Raw genomic sequence first — 25408 nt, 5'->3', positions numbered from 1 at the left:
CCTTAGGTTAGGCTGGCTGCAACAGACGTGTGAGCAACTGGGTGAAAAGGGTATAGCCGGTGAACAGCTGGTCTTCGTCGATATCAAACTCGGACTGGTGATGGCCTGCCTTCAGATCGGAGCCAATCACAAAATAGGCCGCCTTGCCGCCATGAGACTGTACCCGCTTGATGAGCACGGTGGCGTCATCGCTGCCGTTAAAATTCATGCTGCGCTGCACGTGCTGCACCGAGGGGATGTCCCTGGCGATAGCCATAACCAGTTCCGTCATTTCATCATCGGGCACGAAGTTGACTGCTTCCCCCATGATTTGGGTGTCGAGCTGGACGTCAAAGCTGAGCGCGGCCCCTTGGGCGCGGCGCATCGCTTCTTCATACATGAAGTTATTGATTTTTTCGTTCTCGCCCCGCACTTCAACCTGCATTTGCGCGTGGCTAGGGATGACGTTGCGCCCTTCGCCGCCGCGTAACACCCCGACGTTAACGCGCGTCATGCCTTCGCCGTGTGTCGGCAGACTCAGGAGTTGCAGCGTGGTGTGGCAGGCCGCCGCCAGGGCATTTTTCCCCAGATGAGGCTCCATACCGGCATGGGCGGCTTTGCCTTGAAAACTCATGTCGATCTTCAGCGTCGAGAGGAATTTCTCTGGGGCGGCGACGATGGTGTTGCTGGGGATATCACAGCCCAGGTGGCCACAGGCAAAAAAGTCCACATCGTCCAGAATGCCGCTTTCGGCCATTGGGCGCGCACCACGCACACCTTCTTCCGCCGGTTGGAACAGCAGTTTTACGCTGCCACACAGGCTGTCGCGATGTTCCATCAGCCATTGCGCCACGCCAAGCCCGATAGCCATGTGGCCGTCGTGGCCGCAGGCGTGCATAAAACCGGGTTGGCTGGAGGCGAAATTTTCCTGCTGTGGCGTATGCGACGCACAGGCAGACTCCTGCACGTTGACGCAGTCCAGCTCAAAGCGCAGTGCTACCACCGGGCCGGGCCTGCCGGTCTCGAAAATCGCGGCGCAGCCGGTGTAATCCCCCAATCTTTGCAGGATGGCTTCATCAATGCCCGCAGTTCTGGCTGCGGCCTGCGCTTTTTTTACCGCCTGCGGATCATAACCACGGACGAAGTCGGGGTTGATCACCTGGGTACCGGTCAACACCTGATGCCCCATTGCCTCCAACGTTTGGATAACGCGGGTGGTGGTGGCAAATTCGGTCCAGCCGGTTTCAGGATAGGCGTGAAATTGACGCCGCCAGTTAATCAGGGTGCGGGGATCGATAGTTTTCATCTTCAACTCCTCAGAACGAATAGCGGATCAGCGTGAAAATCAGGGTGGCGACAAACCCGACCAACAACGGCACCGATGTTCTTTTGACCACCTCAATCGGGCTGACTTTGACCACCGATGCTACGATGATCACCACCGCAGAAACTGGCGATATTGCCCGGATCAGGTTCGAGGTCAGCTGCATCGGCAGGGCAATCATCACCGGGTCGACATGAGCCTGGTTGGCTATCGAAGGAATAAGCTCGATAAAGGAGTAGAACACCGCGTTACCGCTGCCGCTAATCAGCGTGATCAGCGCGGTCAGGCCGGAGAAGATAAACATCAGGCCGATCCCGGCGTTGTTGACCTCTTTCACCACCGAGGCCACGGTGCTGATGGCGCCGATGGCGGTCAAGCCGGCCACCAGTGTGCTGGCGGCAACGATCAACACCACTACCTGTGAAAAGCCTTGCCCCATGCCGGTAAAGAACAGCGACGAGTTTTTCATTTGCTCGCGCAGATCACCTTTACGGATCAGCTCCACAATAAAGGCCAGGGCAAATGAGAACAGGGTGATTTCCACCAGGCCGATTTTGATCTGGCGGAAGAACAGGCCAAATAACACGATCAGGAATAACGGGATCAGCGGGAACAGGGCGTAGTAGGCCGGAGGGAGCTGACTATTGGTGGTTAACTTACTTTCATCAACGTCGGTAAATGCGGCCGCGCCCTGGCGCTTATCCATGTACTTTTGCCAGAAATAGTGCGCGATGCCGATAATCACCAGTACCGGTAATGAGATAACGGCATGGTGCATAGTGACGTAGTCCACCACGTGCTCGAAGCCGAGGATTTTGGCTGCGACCACGTTATCACCACCCAGCGGCGTAGGTACGATGGTGGCGGTGGTGGCAATCACCCCAGCGGCGCTGAGCGAGGACATATTTGCCACGCGCAGAATAGGATACAGCGTGGCCATTAAAATCACGGCGAGGGAGGCCGCGCTGGGAATAATCAATGACAGCAGTGACCCTATCCAGAACACGATCGGCACCAGAATATAGGGGGAGCGGATCTTGGCGATGGGCTTAGACATGATTTTAACTGCGACATCGTTTGCGCCAATGTGCGACATATAAGCGGAAAAGCCGAACAGCACCATGATGATGATACCTGCCCGACTGAACTGCTTCACGAAATCCAACTCGATTTGTTTTAACGGATCCAGCCAGACGGTGCCCGTTCCCGCGCCGGCACTCAAAATCGGCAAGCCCAAGGTGGCTGCCGCCAACATGAGTACGATCCCTGAGCTAAACAACACCAGTTTGGTGTCGTAGTTCTTGGCAATGGCGTAACCGGCCACCACGAGCACTGCCAAGCTGATTACTAGTGCTATGTCCATTTGCTTCCCCTGTCAGCATCAATCTTCATAATAAATATCTTTCTGTGAAGATACTTTCAAGAAGGTAAGATCTTTGTTTATCACCTGCAACGAATAGTGCCGGTAATTTTGATCTTAATTGCATTTATTGCGAATTCCCTACGGGGTGGTGAAATGGGTATTTACTATGCAATTAAAGTATCTTAACGTGAAGATAAATTCTCTATGGATGTTTTGCCTACGGATAAGCCACCAGTATGAAAAAATTCTCTTTAATTGGCGTTTTGTTAACATTATCTGCTGCTTTCTTGTGGGGCACGGTGGGAACGGCACAAAGCCTGGCTCCCGGCTCGGCGTCGCCTTATTGGCTCGGGGCGCTGAGGCTGGTACTGGCCTGCCTGTTCTTTCAACTGCTGTTTACTTACCGTCAGGCCAGAAATGCCGGGACCATCAACCCTGAAGGGCAGCAGCTCGCGACGCAACGCCATTTGTATTGGGGATTGGTGGTGGGGGCAGGGGTGTGTATGGGGTTGTATAACCTGGCCTTCTTTGCCGGGGTAAAAGCCACCGGGATCGCAGTAGGGACAGCCACGACGATTGGCAGCGCGCCAATCTGGGCTGGTTTATTGGAAGCCGTCTGGTTAAGAAAGTCTCCGAGCGGATTATGGTGGGGGGGCGTGCTGTGCGCCACCAGTGGTGGGATTTGGATGGTGCTTTCGCAATCGGCTTCGTGGGTCATTAATCCGGTCGGATTGATGACCTGTTTGGGGGCCGGCTTTTGCTATGCGCTGTATACCTTGCTCAGCAAGCGGCTGGTGGCCATTGCATCACCGTTGACCATCACCAAACACACCTTTGCCATCGCCATGCTGATTGCCGTACCGGTTGCCTGGGGGATGGCGGGGACGCCGTCTCTGACCCTGCCAACCTGGCTGATCGTCGCCTATCTGGGGATTTGTACTACGGGGATCGCCTACCTGCTGTTTACCCTGGCGCTGAAACATATGAGTGCAGCTACCTGCGTTGCCTTGGGGCTATTTGAACCGATCGTGGCCTTTGCGCTGGCGATTATGGTGGCCAGAGAGCCGATCAGCATGCTGGCCTTTGGCGGGTTATGCCTGATTTTGGCCGGGTTGTGGTTGGTACTACGCGGTGAGAGAGCCTCCGAACAATAAACGCCGACGCCCTCACCCTAACCCCCAGGAGAGGGGACCGACCGAGTTTGTTGATATTTCAATGACTTAAGAAGCTGCACGGACTAATCAAGTGCTCCGGCTAGCTCCCTCGCCCTTTGGGAGAGGGACGATTCGTTAGGCGGATTGGCTTTTTTCGTTCAGCTGCGATTTTTGCGAGAGGATCAATTTTTTCAGCAGCTGCGCCAGCTGTTGTTGATCTTCTTCGCCCAGCCCCTGGATCAGGGCTTTTTCGATCGCCACGTGGGTTTCCACCGTTTCCAGAGTTAATTTGCGGCCTGCCGGCGTGATCTTGACGATCACGCCACGCCGGTCCGAAGGATCGGGCATGCGAACGATATACTGTTTTTTTTCCAGGCGATTAATCCGGTTGGATAAGCCACCGGAAGAAATCAGGATTTTCTCTTGCAGATCTTTGGGGGAAAGCTGGCGGTCGGGGTTGCGGGCCAGGGCGGCCAGCACTTCGAATTCACCAATCGTCAGGTTATAGCGTGCGAAGTTGGCATCGACAAACTGCGAGATATAGTGGCTCATGCGCACGATCCTGGCGATCACCGGCAGACCAGACAAATCTAAACTAGGCACCGTGTCTAACCATTCCTGGATTAAACGATCAACGAAATCTGTTTCAGTGATATTGGTTTTATCGCCCATCTATTAATCTCTTCCTGACTGAATTCAACGCGTATACCCGTCGTCTTTCAAGCTGCAGCGTTGTTACCTGCACTTACCCACCCCAGTCACTTACAATAGTAAGCTCCTGGGGATGGGTAAGCTTGTCGCCTAGCTGCAACTTGAAATCCATAGGGTATAACCAAGGCAAAAGATGCGGCCAAACGGAGCCTGGACTCAAATGAGTGTCAGCAATAATAGCATTGATAGCCCGCCGAGAGTGACGGCTGGGACAAAAATCCGCAGATTGTGAACGGGGACAGCCGAGGAGAGAATAAGCACCGACGCCGATCGCATCGGTGCTTGCAGCAAATGATGAGGCAATATTAACCGGTGTTGCGCATCCCGGCAGCCACACCAGCGATGGTGACCATCAGTGCTTGTTCAACTCGAGCATCGGGTTGTTCCTGCTGGCGCGAACGGTGCAGCAGCTCGGCCTGCAACACGTTGAGCGGGTCGGTGTAGACGTTGCGCAACGCGATGGATTCGGCGATCCACGGCAGGTCTGCCATCAGGTGATCGTCGTTGGCGATGGTCAGCACGACTTTGATATCGTTCTCCAACTGTTCACGCAGCTGCTTGCCCAGCGGCCACAGGGACTTGTCCACCAGACGCTGGTCATAGTATTCCGCCAGCCACAGGTCGGCTTTGGCAAACACCATCTCCAGCATCGCGATACGGGTAGAGAAGAACGGCCAGTTGTGGCACATGGCTTCCAACTGATCCTGTTTACCTGCCTTCACGGCCTCTTGCAGGCCTGCACCGGCACCCAGCCAGGCTGGCAGCATCAGGCGGTTCTGCGTCCAGGCGAAGATCCACGGAATGGCACGCAGGCTTTCAACACCACCGTTCGGGCGACGTTTGGCCGGGCGTGAACCCAATGGCAATTTACCCAGTTCCTGCTCTGGCGTAGCCGCGCGGAAGTAAGGCACAAACTCTGGGTTTTCGCGCACGTAGCCGCGATACATATTGCACGAGGTCTCGGACAGCTCATCCATCAGCGTGCGCCATTCAGGCTTCGGCTCCGGCGGTGGCAGCAGGTTGGCTTCCAACACTGCACCGGCGTACAGCGCCAGGCTGCTGATGGTGACTTCTGGCAGGCCGAATTTGAAGCGGATCATCTCGCCCTGTTCGGTCACGCGCAGACCACCTTTCAGGCTGCCTGGTGGTTGTGACAGCAGCGCTGCATGTGCTGGTGCGCCGCCACGGCCAATCGAACCGCCACGGCCATGGAACAGCGTCAGCGCGACCCCGGCCTTCTCACAGGTTTTGATCAGCGCATCTTGAGCACGATATTGCGCCCAGGAGGCGGCCATTACGCCAGCATCTTTCGCCGAGTCGGAATAGCCAATCATCACCATCTGTTTGCCCTGGATAAAGCCGCGATACCAGTCGATGTTCAGTAACTGGGTCATCACGTCTTCGGCATTGTTCAGGTCGTCCAGGGTTTCGAACAGTGGAGCCACCGGTAGAGCGAATGGACAACCGGTCTCTTTCAACAGCAGGTGCACGGCCAAGACGTCGGACGGTGTACGGGCCATGGAAATGACGTAAGCGGCGATCGAACCTTGCGGCGCTTCGGCAATGACCTGGCAGGTTTCCAGCACTTCCTGAGTTTCCGCGCTGGGTTCCCACTTCAGTGGCACCAGCGGACGCTTGGAGTTCAGTTCGCGGATCAGGAACGCCTGTTTGTCGGCTTCTGACCAGCTTTCGTAGTCTCCCAGCCCCAGATAGCGGGTCAGTTCGGCAATGGCTTCGGTATGGCGGGTGCTTTCCTGACGCACGTCGATGCGTACCAGCGGTACGCCAAAGCAGCGTACGCGGCGCAGGGTGTCCAGCAGTTGGCCGTTGGCGATAATGCTCATGCCACAGGCCACTAAAGATTGATAACAGGCGTACAGCGGTTCCCACAGCTGCTCGTTATTTTCCAGCAGGTCGTGTGGGCGCAGCACGCGCTCGCCTTTCAGGCGGCCTTCAAGATAGGCCTGGGAGCTCATCAGTTGGCTGCGAAGTTGCTTCATCAGCTCGCGATAAGGTTCCTGTACTTCGTCACCGCCAGCCAGTTCGCGCAGCTCCGGGGTACATTCGGTCATCGACAGTTCGGAAACCAGCACCTGAATATCACGGGTGAACAGGTCGCAGGCTTTCCAGCGGCTCAGCAACAGTACGTGACGGGTGATTTCGGCGGTGACGTTCGGGTTGCCGTCGCGATCGCCGCCCATCCAGGAGGTAAAACGGATTGGCACGGCTTCCACCGGCAGGCGGTAATCGATGGAGTTTTCCAACTGTTCGTTGAACTCGCGCAGGAAGGCCGGTACGCCTTCCCACAGGCTGTTTTCCACCACGGCAAAGCCCCACTTGGCTTCGTCGACCGGTGATGGGCGATTTTTGCGGATCTCATCGGTATGCCAGGATTGCGCGACCAGTTGGCGCAGGCGGCGCATGATTTTATTGCGCTCGTAGTCCGCCAGATCGTTATGGTCCAACTGGCTCAGGCAGGTATTCACCTCAACCAGCTTATGGATCAGGGTGCGGCGGGTAATTTCCGTTGGGTGCGCGGTCAGAACCAGCTCGATGGAGAGTTCGTCCACCGCTTTTTGCAGCTGTTTGTTGTCGAGTTTGTTGTCTTTCAACCTGGTGAACAGTTGCGCCAGGGCTTCCGGGTTGCTGGCCGCTTCGCCGTGTGGCGAGATACTATGATATTGCTCGGCAACGTTGGTCAGGTTGAGGAATTGGCTGAAGGCACGGGCAACGGGCAGCAACTCATCGTTGGACAGGTTCTGCAGCGTAGACAGCAGCTCCTGACGATGCGCCTCGTTACCGGCACGTGAGGATTTGGAAAGCTTACGGATAGTTTCAACGCGATCGAGAATATGCTCGCCCAGCGCTTCTTTAATGGTATCGCCTAGCAGTTTGCCGAGCATACTGACATTACTTCGCATTGCCGAATATTGTTCGTTCATATAATCCCTGACCCAGTTCTTTGCATACTTATCGTCCCCCGATAGCGGTATTTTTCACCACTACCTGAACACGACGAGTACGTGATTTTTCATCTTGTAAGTAAATTTCACGTGCTGGCGAAGACCGCCGGTTTTATCCGATCACGTGCCTGTCCAACCTTCAATTGACACTATTTTTAGCAAAAAAACATCAAATTCGGCGTATTTTCTGAAATTTAATTACGCGCCGCCGGTTATCAGTCTGGCTTATCGGCTTAAATTTCTACGTCTTAAGGGGTAGGGAATGGTAACCCATTCCCCGGTTGTTTCTAAGGTTTATTGCTGGCAGAAATGGTCGACCAACTGGCCCAGCAGCTTGCGCGTCGGTTCGATAAACGCGGTGTCCAGATACTCATCAGGTTGGTGTGCCTGATTGATCGAACCTGGGCCAAGTACCAGCGTTGGGCACACTTCCTGTACAAACGGTGCTTCGGTACAGTAGTTGACCACTTCGGTGCGTGAACCCAGCAGCTTTTCAATCACCGCCACCATGTGATGGTCGGTTGGGCATTCGTAACCCGGGATCGGCGGGTGCAGCTCATCGATCGTCAAACGACCCGGCCAACGTTCGCTCACCGGTGCCAGCGCTTCGTGCAGGAGTTCGTTGATGTTATCCAGCGTCATGCCCGGCAGTGGGCGGATATCCATATGCAGTTCACAGCAGGCACAGATACGGTTGGCCGCATCGCCGCCGCTGATATGGCCAAAGTTCATGGTTGGATATGGCACTGCGAACGCCGGGTTGTTGTAGCGTTCTTGCAACGTTTTGCGCAATGTCATCAGGTGGCCGATGGAGTCATGCATCAGATCGATGGCATTGACGCCCCGGGCCGGATCGCTCGAATGGCCCGACTGGCCGACGATGCGGATCGCACTGGAGATGTGGCCTTTATGCGCGCGCACCGGTTGCAATGAGGTTGGCTCGCCGATGATGGCAAAGTCCGGGCGGATTTTGCTGGAGGCGGCGAAATAACGTGCGCCGGCCATCGTCGTTTCTTCATCGGCGGTGGCCAGAATGTACAGTGGCTTGGTCAGTTTGCTGGCATCGATATCGCGCACGGCATCCAGAATAAAGGCGAAGAAGCCCTTCATGTCGGCGGTGCCCAACCCGTAAAGCTTGTTGTCGTGTTCGGTCAGGGTAAAGGGATCTCGTGTCCAGCGCCCCTGATCGTAAGGCACCGTATCGGTATGACCCGCCAGCAGCAGGCCACCGCTGCCTTCGCCAAGGCTGGCCAGCAGGTTGAATTTGTGGCGGGTGTCCGGCACGGGCTGTACGTCGACCCGGAAGCCTAAATCGCTAAACCAGCCGGCCAGCAAGTTGATTAATGCTTCATTACTCTGATCGAGGGCGCCATCGGTGGCACTGATCGACGGAGTGGCGATCAACGCCCGGTACAGCTCAATAAATGGAGGTAATTTCATCTTCACTGTTGACAGCCTTTGGTTAGGATAGTATCAATATTCATGCATTTATTTTGAATAAAAATACAGTAAGCTAGAGCGTAAGGGAACCCGTTACCCGGATGTTTATAAAAGCATCAACGCTCAACCACGTGGGTGAACCGCGCAACAACGCGCCCAAGCCCGCCAGTGACTCTTAGATTGCTAGCCAAGAAGGTGAAAGGCCACATGTTGAATACGCTGATTGTTGGTGCCAGCGGTTATGCCGGAGCAGAGCTCACGGCTTACCTGAATCGCCACCCACACATGAACATAACCGCTTTAGCGGTTTCAGCGCAAAGTGCAGATGCAGGAAAATTGCTTTCCGAGCTGCACCCTCAATTAAAAGGTATCGTCGATCTGCCATTACAGCCACTGGTTGACGTTGCCGCAGCGGCAAAAGGTATCGATGTCGTGTTCCTCGCGACCGCCCATGAGGTGAGCCACGACATCGCGCCAGCCTTCCTGGCCGCCGGTTGTGTGGTGTTCGACCTCTCCGGTGCGTTCCGCGTACAGGATGTCGAATTCTATAAAAAGTATTATGGCTTTACCCACCAGCATGCAGACCTGTTGGCAGAGGCGGTGTACGGCCTGGCAGAGTGGCAGAGTGAGAAACTCAAACAGGCACAGCTGATCGCCGTACCGGGCTGCTACCCAACGGCGGCGCAGTTGGCGCTGAAACCGTTGCTCGACCAGCAGTTGCTGAACCCGGATCAATGGCCGGTGATCAACGCTGTCAGCGGCGTCAGCGGTGCAGGGCGTAAGGCCAGCGTTACGACCAGTTTCTGTGAGGTCAGCCTGCAACCCTACGGCCTGTTCAATCATCGCCATGAGCCAGAAATTTCTACTCATCTCGGGGTGCCTGTCATCTTTACACCACACCTGGGTAACTTCCCGCGGGGTATTCTGGAAACCATCACCTGCCGCCTGAACAAGGGCGTCACCGCGCAGGATGTGGCGGCGGCTTACCATGCGGCTTACGACGATAAACCGCTGGTGCGTCTGTATGACAAGGGCGTGCCAGCTCTGAAGTCCGTGGTGGGCCTGCCATTCTGCGATATCGGCTTTGCCGTGCAGGGTGAGCATCTGATCGTCGTGGCGGCAGAAGACAACCTGTTGAAAGGCGCGGCGGCCCAGGCGGTGCAGTGTCTGAATATTCGTTTCGGTTTCCCGGAAACCCAATCATTACTTTAAATCAGCGTGAGTAAACAGCAATGAATCCATTGATTATCAAATTAGGTGGCGTGCTACTGGACAGCGAAGAAGCGCTGGAGCGTTTGTTTACCGCGCTGGATGTCTATCGTCAGGAGCATCAGCGCCCGCTGGTGATCGTTCACGGTGGCGGTTGCGTGGTGGATGAGCTGATGAAGCAGCTTTCCCTGCCGGTGGTGAAGAAGAACGGCCTGCGTGTCACGCCAGCCGATCAGATCGACATCATCACCGGCGCGCTGGCAGGCACGGCCAACAAAACCCTGCTGGCCTGGGCGGTGAAGCACAAAATCAATGCGGTTGGCCTGAGTCTGGCAGACGGCGGCAGCGTGGCGGTCACGCAACTGGACCCGGCGTTGGGCCATGTCGGCCATGCGCTGCCGGGTTCGCCAGAGCTGCTTAATACTCTATTGAATGCTGGCTATCTGCCCGTGGTCAGTTCGATCGGCATCACCGCCGAAGGGCAACTGATGAATGTGAACGCCGATCAGGCTGCGACGGCACTGGCCGCCACCCTGGGGGCGGATTTAATCCTGCTGTCGGACGTTAGCGGTATTCTCGACGGCAAAGGGCAGCGCATCGCGGAAATGACAGCACAAAAAGCCGAGCAACTGATCGCTCAAGGCATCATTACCGATGGTATGGTGGTAAAGGTGAATGCGGCACTCGATGCAGCACGTACCCTTGGCCGCCCGGTGGATATCGCCAGCTGGCGTAATGCCGAAAAGCTGCCTGCTCTGTTTAATGGTGTGTCGATTGGCACCCGGATCCTCGCTTAAATTTAGAATTAACAAGGAATAACACAATGCAAAACAAAGGCATCAAGAAAATCGTTCTGGCGTACTCCGGCGGTCTGGATACTTCGGCCATCATTCCATGGCTGAAAGAGAACTACGGCGGCTGTGAAGTGGTAGCCTTCGTGGCGGATATCGGCCAGGAGCGCAGCGATCTGGAAGGCGTTGAGCAGAAAGCTCTGCAATCCGGTGCCTCTGAGTGTCATGTTGTCGATCTGCGTGAAGAGTTTATCCGTGACTACGTTTATCCGGTACTGCAGACCGGTGCACTGTACGAAGGCAGCTACCTGCTGGGTACCTCCATGGCGCGTCCAATCATTGCCAAAGCCCAGGTTGAGCTGGCATTGAAAGTCGGTGCCGATGCGTTGTGCCACGGTGCAACCGGTAAAGGTAACGATCAGGTGCGTTTCGAAACCACCTACACCGCTTTGGCCCCACATCTGAAAGTAGTCGCGCCGTGGCGTGAGTGGAACCTGCGTTCCCGTGAAGCCCTGCTGGATTACCTGAAAGAACGTAATATCCCAACGACCGCTTCGCTGGAGAAGATCTACAGCCGTGACGAAAACGCCTGGCACATCTCTACCGAAGGCGGCGTGCTGGAAAGCCCGTGGAATGCGCCAAACAAAGATTGCTGGGTCTGGACTGTCGATCCATTGGAAGCGCCGGACCAGCCGGAACAGCTGACCGTCACCGTAGAGAAAGGCTGCGTGGTTGCCGTTAACGGTGAAGCGATGAGCCCGTACAAATGCCTGGAAGCCCTGAACGTGCTGGGTGCCAAACATGGCGTGGGCCGTATCGATATCGTGGAAAACCGCCTGGTGGGGATCAAATCCCGTGGTTGCTATGAAACCCCAGGGGGCACCATTATGGTTGCTGCACTGCGTGGGATCGAGCAGTTGGTGCTGGATCGTGATAGCTTTAAATGGCGTGAGCAGTTGGGCCTGGAAATGTCCTATGTGGTCTACGATGGCCGCTGGTTTGCTCCGCTGCGTCGTTCTATTCAGGCTTCCGCGCAGGCGCTGGCAGAAGAAGTTAACGGCGAAGTGGTGCTGCAACTGTATAAAGGCCAGGTCACGGCGATCCAGAAGAAATCGGCCAACAGCCTGTACTCAGAAGAATTTGCGACCTTTGGCGAAGACGAAGTTTACGATCACAGCCATGCGGGTGGCTTTATCCGTCTGTTCTCGCTCTCTTCCCGTATCCGCGCGTTGAACGAGAAGAAAAAATAACGTCGTTGGTTTAGCGTCAATTTGAGGGGCGCAGCATGCTGCGCCCTTTCGCATACTTATTCAGGAGCAAGATTATGGCACTTTGGGGCGGACGGTTTAGTCAGGCAGCGGATCAGCGGTTCAAACAATTAAATGACTCCCTGCGTTTCGACTATCGCCTGGCGGAACAGGATATTGTGGGCTCCGTCGCCTGGTCAAAAGCGCTGGTGACCGTCAACGTACTGACGTCAGCAGAGCAACAGCAACTCGAGCAGGCACTGAATGTACTGCTGGAGGAAGTGCAGGCCGATCCTCTGGCGATCGTCAACAGCGATGCGGAAGATATTCACAGTTGGGTTGAGCAGAAGCTGATCGACAAAGTCGGCGATCTGGGCAAAAAGCTGCATACCGGCCGCAGCCGTAACGATCAGGTGGCTACCGATCTGAAACTGTGGTGCAAACACCAGGTCAGCGAGCTGCATCAGGCGTTGGTACAGCTGCAACAGGCGCTGGTAGAAACTGCCGAAGCCAATCAGGACGCGGTGATGCCGGGTTACACTCACCTGCAACGTGCCCAGCCGGTCACTTTTGCCCACTGGTGCCTTGCTTATGTAGAGATGCTGGCGCGTGATGAAAGCCGCCTGCAAGATACGCTGAAACGTCTGGATGTCAGCCCATTGGGCAGTGGCGCTTTGGCTGGCACGGCTTATCCGATCGACCGTGAACAACTGGCTGGCTGGTTGGGCTTTGCCTCTGCCACGCGTAACAGCTTAGATAGCGTTTCCGACCGCGACCACGTGCTGGAACTGCTGTCCAATGCCGCCATCAGCATGGTGCACCTGTCGCGCTTTGCCGAAGACCTGATCTTCTTCAACAGCGGCGAAGCGGCGTTTGTCGAGCTTTCGGATCGCGTGACCTCCGGTTCATCCCTGATGCCACAGAAGAAAAACCCGGATGCGTTAGAGCTGATCCGTGGCAAGTCTGGCCGTGTGCAAGGGGCGTTGACCGGCATGATGATGACGTTGAAAGGCCTGCCGTTGGCCTACAACAAAGACATGCAGGAAGATAAGGAAGGGCTGTTCGACGCGCTCGATACCTGGATGGATTGCTTGCAGATGGCCGCGTTGGTGCTGGACGGCATTCAGGTGAAACGTCCGCGTTGCCAGGAAGCGGCACAGCAAGGTTATGCCAACGCCACCGAACTGGCCGACTATCTGGTTGCCAAAGGCGTACCGTTCCGCGAAGCGCACCACATTGTAGGTGAAGCGGTGGTGGAAGCGATCCGCCAGGGTAAACCGTTGGAAGACCTGCCGCTGAGCGATTTGCAGAAATTCAACAGCGTGATTGGCGATGACGTTTATCCGATCCTGTCGCTGCAATCTTGCCTGGATAAGCGTGCGGCCAAAGGCGGCGTTTCTCCTCAGCAGGTCGCCAGTGCGATAGCCGAAGCGAAAAAACGCCTGTACTAAGCTTTTTCCAAGGGCAGCGCCATGCTGCCCTTATCCAGCCAACCGTGCGCACAGATAACGGTTCAGGCTAACGCCTTCATCCATGGCACTAATCGCCAGGCGGCGATGCTGTTCCGGGGTCATCCGCAGCACCAGTTTCCCACTGAAGTTTTTCTCTGCCAGCGCCTCTGGTGGTGTTTCGCCTTGGGCGAGCATATCGGCAATCACCTCGCAGACCAACTTTTCAATACCGTCCAGCGCAGCCGTGCGGGTCGCTGCCAGCCATGACAAAGAGGGAAACTCCGTACAGAGGCCGACATACTCGCCGTCTTCCGCTGACCAGGTAATACGGTAGGTATAGTGTTCATGTTTTGCCATGTTCTTCCTCCAGTTTGATCAATGCAGAGATGACGTGTTTAACCTGATATACCTTTGCCATGCCGCTGTCTGCACGCTGGATATTGACCCGTGGGTCTCCTGGCCAGGGCATTTTGTACACCTTGTGGCTGCCACCGTTCAGGCGAGGTGGGCCAAACCAGTAAGTGCAGATCTTTACCAATGCGTTGAATTTGATGCTGGCTTGCCGCTGTTGCAGATCGTCAATGGTCTCTCTGAGTCCTTTCATTTAATTTCCTCTATATTAGTATCAATATTGATATCATTTCAAGCTAAAGGCGTATAAAAATGAAGCTGGAAGCAAAATTCGGCAAGCAGGAGGGTTCAAGGCTGGAATGCCATACGCAAAAAACCGGGCGCAAGGCCCGGTTGTATGACTGACTGCATCGTGAAAGATTTATTCGCCAGGGCAACGCTGGCAGCGTTCCGCCTCGGATTCACCCAGCTTCAGCTTGGCTTGCAGATCGCGTAGCGCGGTACGCAGGCCTTCTTCGATCACCGGGTGGTAGAACGGCATATCCAGCATTTGGTCGATGGTCATCTGCTGTTGATGCGCCCAGGCCAGCAGGTGAGCAATGTGCTCCACGTCCGGGCCCATCATTTCCGCACCCAGGAAGCGGCCAGTCCCTTGCTCGCCATAGACGTGCAGAATGCCTTTATTGCGTAGCATCACCCGGGAGCGGCCCTGATTTTCAAACGATACTGCACCAACTTCAAAGCAGCCACAGGCGCTGAATTTCTGGTTCAGTTCACGGAAGGCCGAGCCCACCATGGCGATTTGCGGGTCAGAGAACACCACGGAAATGGCACTGCGGCGCAGGCCTGGCGTCACTTCTGGGAAGCTGCCCGCGTTATGTCCGGCAATACGCGCCTGATCGCTTGCTTCGTGCAGCAGTGGCAATTGGTTGCTGGCATCCCCGGCGATGAAAATATGCGGTACGCTGGTTTGCATGGTTAACCGGTCGGCCTGTGGAACGCCTTTGGCATCCAGCGTCAGGGAGGTATTTTCCAGCCCCAGCTTGTCGACGTTTGGCCTGCGGCCGGTAGCGGCCAGCACGTAATCCACCATCATTTCCTGCGTTTGGCCGTGCAGGTCCTGGTAGCGGATAAACACTTGGTCACCTTCGCGCTGCATGATATCCACTTTGACATCTGGGTCGAGGTAGAACTCTTCGCCCAGCGTTTTAGCGGCATAGTCGCGCACTACACTGTCGGTCAGTGGGCCGACTGCGCCACCAACCCCGAATACTTTGGTTTTTACGCCAAGGCGGTGCAGCGCCTGGCCCAGCTCCAACCCGATAACCCCTGGGCCAAACACCGCGACGGACTGCGGCAAATCATCCCAGTTGAAGACATCGTCATTGACGATCAGGCGATCGCCCAGGTCGTTCCACGGCGCAGGCCAGGTTGGGCGCGAGCCGGTAGCGATCACGATGCGTTGTGCGACGATGCGTGTATGTTCGTCCACCTGCAAGGTGTTGTCGTCAATGAAGCGGGCATAGCCCTGGATTTTGTCGGCGGCCGGGATGCTATCGACCCCTTCCAGCACGAAGCCGACAAAGCGATCGCGCTCGCGTTTGACGCGATCCATCACTTCCCGACCATTGACGGTGGTTTTCCCCGCAGGGTAGACGCCAAAGCCTGGAGCACGTTCGATCTGATGCACCGCTTCTGCCGCAGCAATCAGCAATTTGGAAGGCATACAGCCCACGCGGGCACAGGTGGTGCCAAAAGGCCCACCCTCAATCATCACTACGCTGGGGGTAGAAAGTTTGGCTGCTCGATAAGCACCCAGTCCGGCAGTGCCCCCGCCAATAACGGCGACGTCGACATTCAACAGTTTCATATCCGCTCCTGAGGGAATAAAAAAGGCGGGTAAGCACCCGCCAAAAGTTCACGTTGGCTTTATCCCTTTGGTGACTCAGGCGGCAGATTGTTGAACTGCGCCCGAGGCCCATCGGGTTTTTTTATCATTCAGGCTGTCAGGAAGTATTCCAGATCGTCGCTACCACCGATGTGGCGACCACCGATAAACACCTGAGGGACGGTGGCGCGGCCAGTGACGGCGCGCAGGCTGACGGTGGTCGCGTCTTGACCCAATACGATTTCTTCATATTGCATACCACGCTCCTGCAGCATTTGTTTGGCTTTGGCGCAGAACGGGCAGCCCGGTTTGGTGAACAGGGAAACCGATTCCTGCACTTTGAATTCCGGTGCCAGGTACTTCAGCATGGTGTCAGCGTCAGACACTTCAAACGGGTCGCCCGGTTTGTTTGGCTCGACGAACATTTTTTCCACCACGCCGTTACGTACCAGCATGGAGTAGCGCCATGAGCGTGGGCCAAAGCCTAGGTCGGCTTTCTCAACCAGCATGTTCATGCCTTTGGTGAATTCACCGTTACCGTCTGGCACGAAGGTAATATTTTCTGCGTGCTGGTCTGCTTTCCAGGCGTTCATCACAAAAGTGTCGTTCACCGAGACGCACAGGATGCTGTCAACGCCGTGTTGTTTAAACACGCTGGACAGTTCGTTATAGCGCGGCAGATGGCTGGATGAGCAGGTTGGGGTGAACGCGCCCGGCAAGGAGAACAGGATCACGGTTTTATCTTTGAACAGGTCATCCGTGGTGACATCAATCCATTGGTCGCCCTGGCGAGTATGGAAGGTAACCTGAGGGACTTTTTTGCCTTCTTGACTGGTAAACATGGATTAACCCCTTAATTAGAAAAATGAATTTTTTATATTGGCGCCGTTGCGCTTCGTTGGGGGACATTATTCACTGCGGGGCTTGATAGTTCTAATCACTCGTTGCTATCTTATCTATCGCCATGAGCTATCATGGCCAGGAGGGAAACAACAATGAATATTCGTGATTTAGAGTATCTGGTCGCCTTGGCCGAGCACCGCCATTTTCGGCGCGCTGCCGACTCATGCCATGTCAGTCAACCCACGTTGAGTGGGCAGATCCGCAAGCTGGAAGACGAATTAGGCGTGATGCTGCTCGAACGGACCAGTCGCAAGGTGTTATTCACCCAGGCAGGTTTACTGCTGGTGGAGCAGGCGCGCACCGTGCTACGCGAAGTCAAGGTGCTGAAGGAGATGGCGAGCCAGCAGGGTGAGGCGATGTCCGGGCCGCTGCATATCGGCCTGATCCCTACCGTGGGGCCTTATCTGCTGCCGCAGATTATCCCGACGCTGCATAAATCCTTTCCCAAGTTGGAAATGTACCTGCACGAAGCACAAACCCATCAACTGCTGGCACAGCTGGACAGCGGCAAGCTGGACTGCGCCATTCTGGCGCTGGTGAAAGAGACCGAAGCCTTTATCGAAGTGCCTTTGTTTGATGAGCCGATGCAGTTGGCGGTTTATTCCGACCATCCGTGGGCACAGCGCGAACGTGTGGCAATGGCCGATTTGGCGGGTGAAAAACTGCTGATGCTGGAGGATGGCCACTGTTTACGCGATCAGGCGCTGGGCTTTTGCTTCCAGGCCGGTGCGGATGAGGATACCCACTTCCGCGCGACCAGTCTGGAAACGCTACGAAACATGGTTGCTGCAGGCAGTGGAATTACGCTGTTGCCTGCGTTGGCGGTGCCGCGTGAACGTGAGCGTGACGGCGTCTGCTACCTGGAGTGCTACAAACCGGAACCGAAGCGCACCATTGCTCTGGTGTATCGCCCCGGCTCCCCGCTGCGTAGCCGCTATGAGCAGTTGGCCGAGGCAATTCGCGAACACATGCAAAACTACCTGGACGCGAACTTAAAACAGGCGGTTTAAGCCGTTTAGCGCTGCCACGCGGTAGGCTTCGGCCATGGTCGGATAGTTGAAGGTAGTATTAACAAAATACTCGATGGTATTACCTTCACCTTTCTGTTCCATGATCGCCTGGCCGATGTGAATGATCTCTGCCGCACGCTCACCAAAGCAGTGGATCCCCAGGATCTGCAAGGTTTCACGGTGGAACAGGATCTTCAGGCTACCCACGTTCATCCCGGCAATCTGTGCCCGAGCCAGGTGCTTGAACTGGGCGCGGCCCACTTCGTACGGCACCTTCATCGCCGTCAGTTCCTGCTCGGTTTTGCCGACGGAGCTGATTTCCGGAATGGTATAAATGCCCGTTGGAATATCTTCGATCAGATGCCCGCTGGCTTCCCCAGAGGAAATGGCCTGAGCGGCAATGCGGCCCTGGTCGTAAGCGGCTGAAGCCAGGCTCGGGTAGCCGATCACGTCACCCACCGCATAAATATGGGACACAGCGGTCTGATACATGCTGTTGACCTTCAACAGGCCACGGCTGTCTGATTCCAGACCGACGTTTTCCAGGCCAAGCGCATCGGTGTTACCGGTACGGCCATTGGCGTACAGCAGGCAATCGGCCTTCACTTTCTTGCCGGATTTCAGATGAATAATTACGCCGTCATCGGTGCCTTCTATCTGCTCGAACTCTTCGTTGTGGCGGATCACCACACCGTTATTCCACAGGTGATAAGACAGAGAATCTGACATCTCCTGATCGAGGAACGCCAGCAGCCGATCGCGGGTGTTGATCAAATCCACCTTCACGTTCAGCCCACGGAAGATCGAAGCATATTCGCAGCCAATCACCCCAGCACCGTAGATAATCACGTGGCGCGGTTCGTGATTCAGCTCGAGGATCGAGTCGCTGTCATAAATGCGCGAATGGTTGAAATCAACGTTGTTCGGATGATAGGGGCGTGAACCGCAGGCGATCACGATATGGTCGGCGCGGATGGTATCCTGAGTGCCGTCCATGTAGCTTACGCTGACCGTGTTGGCGTCGATAAACTTGGCATTACCGGCGAACAGTTTGCACTGGTTGCGCTCGTAAAATCCTTGGCGCATGCGGGTTTGCTGGTTAATGACGCTATCGGCGTGGCGTAAAATATCAGGGAAGGTGGCGCTGAGGGTTCGGGAGTTATTGTAAAGCGGGTTCTGGTTGAATTCGATAATGCGGCTGACGGCGTGGCGGAGGGCTTTGGAGGGGATGGTTCCCCAGTGAGTACATCCGCCGCCCACGTTATTGTACCGTTCGATCACGGCCACGCGGGCACCTTGTTTCACCAGACCCATGGCTGCGCCTTCACCACCAGGGCCGGAGCCGATGATAATGGCATCAAATTGATAGTGTTGTTGCATGTAGGAGAGACCTGTTCTTATACAAATTTACAACGGTATCTTAACATCATAGCGCTGCGTGCCCAATTACCATTAGCCTTTTTGTGGCAAAGCACAATCGATGTGGCCCGGAACTGTGACAAAGCGCGTTTGTATAAATGCTGTTGCATTAAATTTGCTATATTGCCAGTTCTGCGGCGTTAGACTGAAAGAAGGGAAGTTATCCGGATATGCAAATGGGCGTCAGAGCACAACAAAAAGAACGGACGCGTCGTTCCCTCATTGAGGCGGCTTTCAGCCAACTGAGTGCCGAGCGCAGTTTCGCCAGCCTGAGCCTGCGTGAAGTCTCACGAGAGGCGGGCATCGCGCCTACGTCGTTTTATCGCCATTTCCGCGATGTGGATGAGCTTGGGCTCACGATGGTTGACGAGAGCGGCCTGATGCTGCGCCAGTTGATGCGCCAGGCACGCCAGCGTATTGCCAAAGGCGGCAGCGTGATCCGCACGTCGGTATCGACCTTTATGGAGTTTATCGGCAATAATCCCAACGCCTTTCGGCTATTGCTGCGGGAACGTTCCGGGACTTCGGCCGCGTTTCGTGCGGCGGTAGCACGGGAAATCCAACATTTTATCGCTGAACTGGCAGATTACCTGGAGCTGGAAAACCATATGCCGCGCAGTTTTACCGAGGCGCAGGCGGAAGCTATGGTGACAATTGTGTTCAGTGCCGGTGCGGAAGCATTGGATATTGATATTGAACAACGGCGGCAGCTTGAAGAAAGGTTAGTGTTGCAACTGCGGATGATCTCCAAAGGAGCGTATTACTGGTATCGCCGCGAGCAAGAAAAAGCCTCTGTAACCCACGAATAACAAGGTGAAAGTAATGGAAAAACTAAGCCGTGAAAATGGTACTTTACTGCTGGCGTTGATTGCCGGCCTGTCCGTAAATGGTTCCTTTGCCGCGCTGTTCAGCTCGGTGGTGTCGTTTTCAGCCTTCCCGTTGATTGCTTTGGTGTTGGCGGTGTATTGCCTGCATCAGCGTTACCTGAACCAGCCAATGTCGGATGGTACGCCAAAACTGGCGGCTGGCTGTTTCCTGTTGGGCATCCTGGGATATAGTGCGATCGTGCGTGCGGAATATCCGCAGATCGGCTCGAACTTCCTGCCTTCGATTGTTTGCGTGGTGCTGGTGTTCTGGATTGGCTTCCAGTTAAAGAAACGCAATACCACGGCCGTTCAGCAGTAAAAAGGCATCCTGCTATTCCCCTCACCCCAGCCCTCTCCCAATTTATGGTAAGGGTAGGCAATAAGCACTTGTTGGGGGGAGAGGGAGCGAGTCCTGAGCCGCAGTCAGGTGCGGGGTTCAACTGTCGCACATTCGGTCCCCTCTCCCTTTGGGGTTAGGGTGAGGGGCACCGCGATCAGCGACGTTCGAGCAGTACGCCGCACTCCATATGATGGGTGTAAGGGAACTGATCGAACAGCGCCAGGCGGGTAATGCTATGCGTGGCCTGCAAGGTGCTTAAATTGGCGCACAGGGTTTCCGGGTTACAGGAAATATAAAGGATGCGCGGGTAGCTCTGCACCATCTTCACCGTTTCATCATCCAGCCCGCTGCGTGGCGGATCGACGAAAATCGTCTCACAGTTATAGCTGCTCAGATCGATCCCTTTTAATCGGTTGAACTCGCGAGCGCCGTTCATCGCCTGAGTAAAATCTTCTGCCGCCATGCGGATAATCTGCACGTTGTCGATATGGTTGGCCGCGATGTTGTACTGCGCCGCCGCTACCGAAGGCTTGGCGATTTCTGTGGCCAACACTCGTTCGAAGTTGCGGGCCAGGGCCAGCGAGAAGTTACCGTTACCGCAGTACAGCTCCAGCAAATCCCCTTTTGAACCTTGGGTGACATCCAGCGCCCACTCCAGCATTTGCACGTTCATGGCCGCATTGGGCTGGGTGAAGCTGTTTTCGACCTGGCGATAAATCATCTCACGGCCAGCGACCGGTAACACCTCGTCGACGTAATCCTGATCCAGCATGATTTTCATCTTCGAGGCGCGGCCAATCAGCTGCACATCGAACCCATCGGCACGCAACGCATCACGCAGCGCAGTGGCATCTTGCTGCCACCGTTCGTCCAGCTTGCGGTGATACAGCAGCGAGGCAATGATTTTACCGCTCTGCGTGGACAGATAATCGATCTGGAACAGCTTGTGGCGCAGCACCGGATTAGGCTTGAGGGCCGTCATCAGCGCGCTCATCAGGCGGTTAATCAGCTCGCTGGCCGCCGGGAAGCTATCGACACGGATACGCTGTTTGGTCTGCTGATCGAACATGATGTGGTACATATCGTCCTCATCATGCCAGATACGAAACTCCGCGCGCATCCGGTAGTGGCTGACTGGCGAGCGAAACACTTGCGGCTCAGGCGCCGTGAACGGTGACATCATGGTCTTCAGGCGGGCAGTTTTCTCCGCCAGTTGGTCGTCATAGCGTTCAATGGGCAAATTCTCAGGCGTCATGGTTTCTCTCGTCAGGCAAATTGGATCAGCGGGGATTGTAGGGAATCAGCCCGTGAAGTCCAGTTTTGTTGTGGTGTCAATTTGAAACACTGTTGGCAATCTAGACATCCATTTTCATTGATTGTAGCATTGCCGTCCGGTCTCAAGCAGCGAGTGAAAAGGGAATCCAGTGCAAATCTGGAGCTGACGCGCAGCGGTATGGGGAAGTCACGGCGATAGCGTTTAATGACGCAGACACTGTCCACTGCAGGATGGGAAGTCATCGCCCGGTGCGGGTTGCCATTGGCAATCGGCAAATCCCAAGCCCGAAAACCTACCGGTGTACGTCGCAATATCCATAGCCGTCGCGAACTACCGGCCGTGGCCCTGCGGCATCCCCCATGAAGTTTGGATGCTTTTTATAATGACAATGATAAAAAATACACTGCTGGCGGTGGTCTCCTCCGTGACGGCATTTTCTGGATGGGCGCAAGATAACACCACGGCTAAAAACGGCGACGATCTGGTGGTCACCGCCAACCGCTTCCCTCAGCCGGTCTCCTCCGTGCTGGCCCCTGCTGACGTAGTTACCCGCGAAGATATTGACCGTTGGCAGGCCAAAAACCTCAATGATGTGATGCGCCGTTTGCCTGGGGTGGATATTTCGCAGTACGGTGGCATGGGGCAGGGGTCATCCCTCTCGGTACGCGGTACCGAAGCTCGCCATGTCTTGGTGCTGATCGACGGTGTGCCCTTGGCTCGTCTGGGGATCACTAATGGCGTCGACTTTAACCAGGTCCCGCTGGCGTTGGTGCAGCGTGTAGAGTTTATCCGTGGGCCACGCTCGGCCATTTACGGTTCTGGTGCCATCGGCGGAGTTATCAACATCATTACCCAGACGGACAAAGAAGGCGGTAAAGTCCAGGCGGGTATCGGTTCGAACGGCTACCAGCAGTATGACGGCGCCGTACGCCAGCGTTTCGACAATACCGTTGCTACCGTTGCAGGCAGCTATCAGATGACCAATGGCTTCAATGTGCAGCCAGGTTCGCCTTATTCGGTCGACAGCGACCGTGACGGATTCCGTAATAAAAGCTTTTGGGGTGGTTTGGAGCAGCAGTTCAATCAGAACTTCTCTGGCTTTGTGCGCGGCTATGGTTACACCAACAACGCCGACTATGACGTTGGCAGCGTCCCTTACAGCCCGCAGTACAGTAATGATGAAGACCGCCTGTATAGCCATACCTATGATATGGGGCTGCGCTTCCTGTCCGGTGCCTTCTCTTCACAATTGATCGGCAGCTACCAGAAGCAGAAAGATTATAACTACAGCAGCCAGAATGGCCGTTATGGTGTCAGCACCACGCTGGATGATATGGATCAGCGTAATCTGCAATGGGGCAATACCTATGCCTTCGAGCACGGTAGCGTCACCGCCGGGGCTGATTTCCAGCAACAGCGCCTGACCTCTTCCGACAATTTCTTCGCTGATACCTATAAAAGAGACAACACGGGTCTGTACCTGAGTGGCCAGCAGCAGTTTGGCAGCGTGACGCTGGAGGCCTCTGGGCGTGAAGACAAGGCCGGTGACTTTGGCTGGCATGGTACCTGGCAGACTGCGGCGGGTTGGGAGTTTGTTGATGGTTACCGGGCAACCTTGTCTTATGGTACGGGCTTCCTGACGCCGTCTTTAGGCCAGCAGTATGGTTCAAAACGCTTTGGTATTGATTCCAACAGCAACCTCAAGCCGGAAGAGTCCAAACAGTGGGAGATCGGTCTGGAAGGGTTGACCGGGCCGCTGGATTGGCGTCTGTCGGCTTATCACTACAAAATCCAGAACCTGATCAATTATGATTCTGACCCGGTGACCTATCAGGGGCAGTATTACAACGTGGATAAGGCAACGATTAAAGGTGTGGAATGGACCGGCAGCTTTGATACCTGGATCTTCACCCACCGGTTGACGCTGCAATATATCGATCCACGCAACGACCAGACCGATGAGGTGTTGGCGCGCCGTTCGAAGCGTCAGGCCAAGTATCAGCTGGATTGGACGATGTTCAATCTGGATATGGATATCTCGTATCAGTACTACGGTAAGCGTTACAATAATATCTCTTCTACTTATAACCCTGAGCAGACGGTATTGCCGAGTTACAGCACGGTCGACGTCAGCGCCTCATATCCAATAACCTCTCAGCTGACAGTTCGTGGTAGAATTGCCAACCTGTTTGATAAAGATTATGAGACGGCTTATGGCTACGCTACTCCAGGAAGAGAGTACTACCTCACTGGCAGCTATACCTTCTAACGCCACGGCGGCACCTCGCCCGACGGCGCTGGTTTTTGACTCCGGCGTCGGCGGGTTGTCAGTGTATCAGGAGGTTCGGCAGTTGCTGCCGGATCTCCACTATATCTATGCCTTCGATAACGTGGCATTCCCCTACGGCGAGAAATCCGAAGAATTTATTATTGAGCGCGTGCTGGAAATTGTCAGCGCGGTTCAGCAGCGCCATCCTCTGGCCATCGTCATCATCGCTTGTAATACCGCCAGCACCGTTTCCTTACCTGCCCTGCGTGAACGTTTTGCTTTCCCGGTGGTGGGGGTGGTGCCGGCAATCAAGCCTGCGGCCAAACTTACGGCTAACGGCATTGTCGGCCTATTGGCAACGCGCGGTACCGTTCAGCGTACTTATACTCATGAGCTGATTGAGCGTTTCGCCACGGATTGCAAAATCGAACTGCTGGGTTCGTCTGAGCTGGTGGAACTGGCAGAAGCCAAGCTGCACGGCGAACCTGTACCGCTGGCAACGCTGAAGAAAATACTGCAACCCTGGTTGAGCATGCGCGAACCCCCGGACACGGTCGTATTAGGTTGTACGCACTTCCCTCTGTTATCTGAAGAACTGATGCAAGTGCTGCCAGAAGGGACGCGTCTGGTGGATTCCGGTGCGGCAATTGCCCGCAGAGCTGCCTGGCTTATCGCGAATCAAGAAAATCTGGTCTCGACTCAGGAAGAGAACCTGGCGTATTGCATGGCGTTGAATGAAGATACCGATGCTTTATTGCCCGTATTGCAGGGTTATGGCTTTAAATCGTTGAAAAAACTGCCGCTTTAACAGGTTTTTGCTTAAACATTCGACGGTCGGTAAAAAAAGTGAAATTAGGGGTTGCGGCCTTCTGAGAACTCCCTATAATGCGCCTCCACTGACCGGGAACAACGACTCCTCTAACGAGAACCAAGTCGCCCAGCCAGGAAGAGGTAACCCGGTGAAAACGCCGAAATAAAGGTTGACTCTTCAGAGGAATCGCGTAGTATACGCCTCCTCGAGTTAGCAAGCGAAAGCACGCAACTCACTGCTCTTTAACAATTTATCAGACAATCTGTGTGGGCACTCACAAGACGATATCCAGCTACTTCGGTAGCAAAAAAAATATCAAGTCTTGAAGAGTGACCAAGCAGTAATTCATGCGAATGAATTATTACGAAAGTTATTTTCGAGCATCGCTACACAAGTTGTAGCAAATCAAGCTTTTAATTGAAGAGTTTGATCATGGCTCAGATTGAACGCTGGCGGCAGGCCTAACACATGCAAGTCGAGCGGTAGCACAAGAGAGCTTGCTCTCTGGGTGACGAGCGGCGGACGGGTGAGTAATGTCTGGGAAACTGCCCGATGGAGGGGGATAACTACTGGAAACGGTGGCTAATACCGCATAACGTCTTCGGACCAAAGTGGGGGACCTTCGGGCCTCACACCATCGGAT

Annotated in this window: 21 protein-coding genes, 1 rRNA gene and 1 riboswitch; of the genes, 11 read left to right on the top strand and 11 right to left on the bottom strand. The window is 55.1% G+C overall.

What is annotated here, in order from left to right:
- Window positions 1–7 precede the first annotated feature (7 nt).
- Entirely contained in the window at window positions 8–1285 is a 1278-nt protein-coding gene (locus ACRDCA_RS04750; protein WP_438688512.1) for an amidohydrolase, read from the bottom strand.
- Between the two features lie 10 nt (window positions 1286–1295).
- On the bottom strand, window positions 1296–2666 hold the full coding sequence (gene dcuC / locus ACRDCA_RS04745; protein ID WP_438688511.1) for a C4-dicarboxylate transporter DcuC: 1371 nt from the start codon (window positions 2664–2666) through the stop codon (window positions 1296–1298).
- Window positions 2667–2902: 236 nt separating this feature from the next.
- On the opposite strand from dcuC, the gene ACRDCA_RS04740 reads away from it, so the two are divergent.
- Window positions 2903–3820, top strand: coding sequence for a DMT family transporter (locus tag ACRDCA_RS04740; RefSeq protein WP_438688510.1), 918 nt, complete (start codon window positions 2903–2905; stop codon window positions 3818–3820).
- 135 nt (window positions 3821–3955) lie between these two features.
- Here ACRDCA_RS04740 and ACRDCA_RS04735 read toward each other — a convergent pair whose 3' ends face one another.
- The 3 genes from ACRDCA_RS04735 to argE all read right to left on the bottom strand — a co-directional run bounded on the left by ACRDCA_RS04735 (window position 3956) and on the right by argE (window position 8934).
- A complete protein-coding gene (locus tag ACRDCA_RS04735; RefSeq protein ID WP_438688509.1) occupies window positions 3956–4423 on the bottom strand; it encodes a MarR family winged helix-turn-helix transcriptional regulator in 468 nt (155 codons plus the stop codon).
- Window positions 4424–4836: 413 nt separating this feature from the next.
- Window positions 4837–7473, bottom strand: coding sequence for a phosphoenolpyruvate carboxylase (gene ppc / locus ACRDCA_RS04730; RefSeq protein WP_025121396.1), 2637 nt, complete (start codon window positions 7471–7473; stop codon window positions 4837–4839).
- Between the two features lie 315 nt (window positions 7474–7788).
- Window positions 7789–8934: an acetylornithine deacetylase gene (gene argE / locus ACRDCA_RS04725; RefSeq protein WP_438688508.1), complete on the bottom strand. Its 1146-nt coding sequence runs from the start codon at window positions 8932–8934 to the stop codon at window positions 7789–7791.
- A 207-nt stretch (window positions 8935–9141) separates the two neighbouring features.
- Between argE and argC the strand changes: the two genes are divergently transcribed.
- From argC to argH, 4 genes are all read left to right on the top strand, one after another.
- Window positions 9142–10146 carry an N-acetyl-gamma-glutamyl-phosphate reductase gene (gene argC / locus ACRDCA_RS04720; RefSeq protein WP_438688507.1) on the top strand — a complete coding sequence of 335 codons (1005 nt, stop codon included), beginning with the start codon at window positions 9142–9144 and terminating at the stop codon, window positions 10144–10146.
- A gap of 20 nt (window positions 10147–10166) precedes the next feature.
- On the top strand, window positions 10167–10940 hold the full coding sequence (argB, locus tag ACRDCA_RS04715) for an acetylglutamate kinase (RefSeq protein ID WP_438688506.1): 774 nt from the start codon (window positions 10167–10169) through the stop codon (window positions 10938–10940).
- A 26-nt stretch (window positions 10941–10966) separates the two neighbouring features.
- The gene (locus tag ACRDCA_RS04710) at window positions 10967–12184 is read left to right on the top strand and encodes an argininosuccinate synthase (RefSeq protein WP_025121400.1); all 1218 of its coding nucleotides are present in this window, start codon (window positions 10967–10969) and stop codon (window positions 12182–12184) included.
- Between the two features lie 74 nt (window positions 12185–12258).
- Complete coding sequence (argH, locus tag ACRDCA_RS04705; protein ID WP_438688505.1) at window positions 12259–13632, top strand: argininosuccinate lyase; 1374 nt, start codon at window positions 12259–12261, stop codon at window positions 13630–13632.
- Window positions 13633–13662: 30 nt separating this feature from the next.
- On the opposite strand, the gene ACRDCA_RS04700 is transcribed toward argH, so the two are convergent.
- From ACRDCA_RS04700 to ACRDCA_RS04685, 4 genes are all read right to left on the bottom strand, one after another.
- Entirely contained in the window at window positions 13663–13989 is a 327-nt protein-coding gene (locus ACRDCA_RS04700; protein WP_438688504.1) for a type II toxin-antitoxin system HicB family antitoxin, read from the bottom strand.
- Window positions 13976–14236: a toxin HicA gene (locus ACRDCA_RS04695; RefSeq protein ID WP_438688503.1), complete on the bottom strand. Its 261-nt coding sequence runs from the start codon at window positions 14234–14236 to the stop codon at window positions 13976–13978. The genes ACRDCA_RS04700 and ACRDCA_RS04695 overlap by 14 nt, the downstream gene beginning before the upstream one ends.
- Window positions 14237–14404: 168 nt before the next feature.
- On the bottom strand, window positions 14405–15853 hold the full coding sequence (locus ACRDCA_RS04690; RefSeq protein WP_438688502.1) for a dihydrolipoyl dehydrogenase: 1449 nt from the start codon (window positions 15851–15853) through the stop codon (window positions 14405–14407).
- A 128-nt stretch (window positions 15854–15981) separates the two neighbouring features.
- The gene (locus tag ACRDCA_RS04685; protein WP_438688501.1) at window positions 15982–16713 is read right to left on the bottom strand and encodes a glutathione peroxidase; all 732 of its coding nucleotides are present in this window, start codon (window positions 16711–16713) and stop codon (window positions 15982–15984) included.
- A gap of 153 nt (window positions 16714–16866) precedes the next feature.
- Here ACRDCA_RS04685 and oxyR point away from each other — a divergent pair, with 153 nt between their 5' ends.
- Window positions 16867–17784: a DNA-binding transcriptional regulator OxyR gene (gene oxyR / locus ACRDCA_RS04680; RefSeq protein WP_021181915.1), complete on the top strand. Its 918-nt coding sequence runs from the start codon at window positions 16867–16869 to the stop codon at window positions 17782–17784.
- Here oxyR and sthA read toward each other — a convergent pair.
- On the bottom strand, window positions 17767–19164 hold the full coding sequence (gene sthA / locus ACRDCA_RS04675; protein ID WP_438688500.1) for a Si-specific NAD(P)(+) transhydrogenase: 1398 nt from the start codon (window positions 19162–19164) through the stop codon (window positions 17767–17769). The genes oxyR and sthA overlap by 18 nt on opposite strands.
- Window positions 19165–19379: 215 nt before the next feature.
- Here sthA and fabR point away from each other — a divergent pair, with 215 nt between their 5' ends.
- A complete protein-coding gene (gene fabR / locus ACRDCA_RS04670) occupies window positions 19380–20012 on the top strand; it encodes an HTH-type transcriptional repressor FabR (protein WP_025121406.1) in 633 nt (210 codons plus the stop codon).
- Between the two features lie 13 nt (window positions 20013–20025).
- Complete coding sequence (locus ACRDCA_RS04665; RefSeq protein ID WP_438688499.1) at window positions 20026–20388, top strand: YijD family membrane protein; 363 nt, start codon at window positions 20026–20028, stop codon at window positions 20386–20388.
- A gap of 175 nt (window positions 20389–20563) precedes the next feature.
- Here ACRDCA_RS04665 and trmA read toward each other — a convergent pair whose 3' ends face one another.
- Window positions 20564–21664, bottom strand: coding sequence for a tRNA (uridine(54)-C5)-methyltransferase TrmA (gene trmA / locus ACRDCA_RS04660; protein WP_438688498.1), 1101 nt, complete (start codon window positions 21662–21664; stop codon window positions 20564–20566).
- A 123-nt stretch (window positions 21665–21787) separates the two neighbouring features.
- A riboswitch (cobalamin riboswitch) is annotated at window positions 21788–21999 on the top strand.
- A 74-nt stretch (window positions 22000–22073) separates the two neighbouring features.
- On the opposite strand from trmA, the gene btuB reads away from it, so the two are divergent.
- The 3 genes from btuB to ACRDCA_RS04645 all read left to right on the top strand — a co-directional run.
- On the top strand, window positions 22074–23954 hold the full coding sequence (gene btuB, locus ACRDCA_RS04655) for a TonB-dependent vitamin B12 receptor BtuB (RefSeq protein ID WP_438688612.1): 1881 nt from the start codon (window positions 22074–22076) through the stop codon (window positions 23952–23954).
- Window positions 23899–24762: a glutamate racemase gene (gene murI, locus ACRDCA_RS04650; protein ID WP_025121410.1), complete on the top strand. Its 864-nt coding sequence runs from the start codon at window positions 23899–23901 to the stop codon at window positions 24760–24762. The genes btuB and murI overlap by 56 nt, the downstream gene beginning before the upstream one ends.
- A 417-nt stretch (window positions 24763–25179) precedes the next feature.
- Window positions 25180–25408, top strand: a 16S ribosomal RNA gene (locus ACRDCA_RS04645); the annotation flags it as partial.

It is taken from the genome of Serratia sp. (in: enterobacteria), assembly GCF_051654945.1.
Classification (GTDB): Bacteria; Pseudomonadota; Gammaproteobacteria; order Enterobacterales; family Enterobacteriaceae; genus Chania.
This window is presented reverse-complemented; position numbering and strand designations above follow the sequence as displayed.

Coding starts and splice junctions, on each gene's coding strand:
- argC (WP_438688507.1), top strand. CDS start 9,142: ATGTTGAATACGCTGATTGTTGGTGCCAGCGGTTATGCCGGAGCAGAG.
- argH (WP_438688505.1), top strand. CDS start 12,259: ATGGCACTTTGGGGCGGACGGTTTAGTCAGGCAGCGGATCAGCGGTTC.
- sthA (WP_438688500.1), bottom strand. CDS start 19,164: ATGCAACAACACTATCAATTTGATGCCATTATCATCGGCTCCGGCCCT.
- dcuC (WP_438688511.1), bottom strand. CDS start 2,666: ATGGACATAGCACTAGTAATCAGCTTGGCAGTGCTCGTGGTGGCCGGT.
- ACRDCA_RS04700 (WP_438688504.1), bottom strand. CDS start 13,989: ATGGCAAAACATGAACACTATACCTACCGTATTACCTGGTCAGCGGAA.
- argE (WP_438688508.1), bottom strand. CDS start 8,934: ATGAAATTACCTCCATTTATTGAGCTGTACCGGGCGTTGATCGCCACT.
- ACRDCA_RS04740 (WP_438688510.1), top strand. CDS start 2,903: ATGAAAAAATTCTCTTTAATTGGCGTTTTGTTAACATTATCTGCTGCT.
- ACRDCA_RS04665 (WP_438688499.1), top strand. CDS start 20,026: ATGGAAAAACTAAGCCGTGAAAATGGTACTTTACTGCTGGCGTTGATT.
- oxyR (WP_021181915.1), top strand. CDS start 16,867: ATGAATATTCGTGATTTAGAGTATCTGGTCGCCTTGGCCGAGCACCGC.
- fabR (WP_025121406.1), top strand. CDS start 19,380: ATGGGCGTCAGAGCACAACAAAAAGAACGGACGCGTCGTTCCCTCATT.
- ACRDCA_RS04710 (WP_025121400.1), top strand. CDS start 10,967: ATGCAAAACAAAGGCATCAAGAAAATCGTTCTGGCGTACTCCGGCGGT.
- btuB (WP_438688612.1), top strand. CDS start 22,074: ATGATAAAAAATACACTGCTGGCGGTGGTCTCCTCCGTGACGGCATTT.
- ACRDCA_RS04695 (WP_438688503.1), bottom strand. CDS start 14,236: ATGAAAGGACTCAGAGAGACCATTGACGATCTGCAACAGCGGCAAGCC.
- murI (WP_025121410.1), top strand. CDS start 23,899: ATGGCTACGCTACTCCAGGAAGAGAGTACTACCTCACTGGCAGCTATA.
- ACRDCA_RS04685 (WP_438688501.1), bottom strand. CDS start 16,713: ATGTTTACCAGTCAAGAAGGCAAAAAAGTCCCTCAGGTTACCTTCCAT.
- ppc (WP_025121396.1), bottom strand. CDS start 7,473: ATGAACGAACAATATTCGGCAATGCGAAGTAATGTCAGTATGCTCGGC.
- ACRDCA_RS04690 (WP_438688502.1), bottom strand. CDS start 15,853: ATGAAACTGTTGAATGTCGACGTCGCCGTTATTGGCGGGGGCACTGCC.
- ACRDCA_RS04750 (WP_438688512.1), bottom strand. CDS start 1,285: ATGAAAACTATCGATCCCCGCACCCTGATTAACTGGCGGCGTCAATTT.
- trmA (WP_438688498.1), bottom strand. CDS start 21,664: ATGACGCCTGAGAATTTGCCCATTGAACGCTATGACGACCAACTGGCG.
- argB (WP_438688506.1), top strand. CDS start 10,167: ATGAATCCATTGATTATCAAATTAGGTGGCGTGCTACTGGACAGCGAA.